This is a genomic window from Mycobacterium sp. (assembly GCF_049281135.1).
Classification (GTDB): Bacteria; Actinomycetota; Actinomycetes; order Mycobacteriales; family Mycobacteriaceae; genus Mycobacterium.
The window spans coordinates 1-2,438 of sequence record NZ_JBAPRN010000322.1 but is presented as its reverse complement, the minus strand read 5'-3'; the positions used below and the strand labels follow the sequence as shown (position 1 = coordinate 2,438).

Below are 2,438 nucleotides of genomic sequence, written 5' to 3'. Positions count from 1 at the left end.
GGTCAGGGCCGCCACTGCCGCGTTCTGGCTGGATTGAGCGTCGGCGACGGCTTTGTCGGCCTTCTGCTTGGCCAGCCGGGCGGACGAATCCTTGTTCAACTGCTCGGCGCGGGCCCGTTGCAGGTTGTCCATCACCTGCTGCGAGCTGGCGGCCAGCGTCTGGCCGGCGGCCGCGGTGGCGATCATGTCGTCGGGGCTGGCCGCCGTGAGGTAACTGTCCGACGGGCCGTTGACGTAACTGGCCACCGCGAAACGGTCGAATCGCTTCTGGGCGGCCGCGATTGCGGCGTCGGCGGTTTTGACCGATTGCTGGCCGGCCTCGACGTCGTGTTGGGCGGCCGTCGCGTTGTCACGCGCGGTCTCGACGTCAACCACCGCCTTGTTGACGCTTTCTTCCTCGGTCTGGATTTGCGCGTTGAGATCCTCCAGACGCTGATTGGCCTGTGCCACGTCGGCGATCAGTTTGGCCATCGCGTCCGGGTCGGCTTTGGCCAGACCGGGTGTGCCCAGCAACAGCGCCACGCTGATCATCGCGGGACCCACGCGATGGGTGAACGCGGTAGCCATTCGTAAAGACGAGCCGCGGCAGGTGCGTCTCATGCGACTCCGGTCTCCTTGGCTCAACGCGGGCGGACGGCGTCGGCCCCAGCAATCACTGGAAGCACGAATAAACCAAAAGCATCCCTTGCACCGTAAGTCACATCTGACCCAATAGAAACTTATGTCACAAACTACAAACCTGTTCTTCTGTCAACTGTGACCCTATGGTGACATCACTAATTTGCCCGCGACGCGATACCGGTGCCGGCGCTATGCGACACACGCGGAATACAGCGAGTTAGACGCTTCGCTCAGCATCGTTGTGAGCTGCTTCGGCGCTTTCTCGCGAAGTTGCTGACCGTCTCACCCGCAGCTGCATGAATCGCGTTCCGACCACCGCCGCCAATACGCCGATCAGCACAACGATGGTGAATCCGGTCCATGGAAACTGCGGCGTCTCGAGCTGATGCAGGAAATTCTGCGCAGACACCACCGTGTTACCGGTTTTGGCGTTGTCTTCGCCGATCTCCAAGGTGGCGCGTGGGAAGTGCGTGCTATAGGTGCCGACGAAGTTCGGGCTGAGCACCAGCACCGTTGCGTCGGGGTGTTGCGAGCCGACCACCGTCGCGATGTCTCTCAGCGGCGTGTCGTTGGGCGGATTGTGGTCCAGCACGACGATCTTGAGATCGATGCCGTGCTCGTGGGCCTGGTTGATCAGGTCGACCAACTCCGGTGTGACGGCCGGCGGCGCGCTGATGTTGCCCGCGCTGACCTGCTGCTGGACCACCGCCAGACAATCGTCGGGCTTGGTCGCGGGATCGACACCGACGGTGCCGCAGATCTCGCCCGGGATATAGAGCGGCGCGTGCGGGGTGGTCACGGTTGGAAACCGTACCGCCTGACGACGCGAGCGTTACAGCAGGTGGTCGCCCACAGGAAAGGGAAGTTTTCGGGGTCCGCCGGAATGCAGGACAAGCGTACTGTTAGACTTGGCAGCGCTTCGCCGACACAGCCCGTCGGCGAGCCGAACTAAATACGGGAGTGGATGTGACCAGCAAAGATTCGGTGAATTCATTCGGAGCGCGCGACACCTTGAAGGTCGGCGGCGACAGCTACAAAATCTATCGGTTAGACGCGGTTCCGGGCACGGAGAAGCTTCCCTACAGCCTGAAAGTGCTCGCCGAAAACCTGCTCCGCAACGAAGACGGCAGCAACATCACCAAGGACCACATCCAGGCGATCGCCGACTGGGATCCCAAAGCTGAGCCCAGCATCGAAATCCAGTACACGCCGGCCCGCGTGGTCATGCAGGACTTCACCGGCGTGCCGTGCATCGTTGACTTGGCCACCATGCGAGAGGCCATCGGCGACCTGGGCGGTGACGCCGAGAAGGTCAACCCGCTCGCGCCCGCCGACCTGGTGATCGACCACTCGGTGATCGCCGACCTGTTCGGCACCGCCGACGCCTTCGAGCGCAACGTTGAGATCGAGTACGAACGCAACGGCGAGCGCTACCAGTTTCTGCGCTGGGGGCAGGGCGCGTTCGATGACTTCAAGGTGGTGCCACCGGGCACCGGCATCGTGCACCAGGTCAACATCGAATATCTGGCCAGTGTGGTGATGACCCGCGACGGGGTCGCCTACCCCGACACCTGTGTGGGCACCGACTCGCACACCACGATGGTCAACGGCCTCGGCGTGCTGGGCTGGGGTGTCGGTGGCATCGAAGCCGAGGCCGCGATGCTCGGTCAGCCGGTATCGATGCTGATTCCGCGGGTCGTCGGCTTCAAGCTGAGCGGCGAGATCAAGCCGGGCGTCACCGCGACCGATGTGGTGCTGACCGTCACCCAGATGCTGCGCAAACACGGCGTTGTCGGCAAGTTCGTCGAGTTCTACGG

Annotated in this window: 3 protein-coding genes; 1 reads left to right on the top strand and 2 read right to left on the bottom strand. The window is 63.0% G+C overall.

Annotation, left to right across the window (positions count from 1 at the left end):
- The coding region (locus tag WAN02_RS13170; RefSeq protein ID WP_422264631.1) for a coiled-coil domain-containing protein at nucleotides 1-600 on the bottom strand (600 nt) is incomplete at its 3' end.
- A gap of 238 nt (nucleotides 601-838) precedes the next feature.
- Nucleotides 839-1,420: a DUF6676 family protein gene (locus WAN02_RS13165; protein WP_422264630.1), complete on the bottom strand. Its 582-nt coding sequence runs from the start codon at nucleotides 1,418-1,420 to the stop codon at nucleotides 839-841.
- A 167-nt stretch (nucleotides 1,421-1,587) separates the two neighbouring features.
- Between WAN02_RS13165 and WAN02_RS13160 the strand changes: the two genes are divergently transcribed.
- Nucleotides 1,588-2,438 (top strand): aconitase family protein (locus tag WAN02_RS13160; RefSeq protein WP_422264629.1); only part of this gene is annotated, 851 nt, incomplete at its 3' end.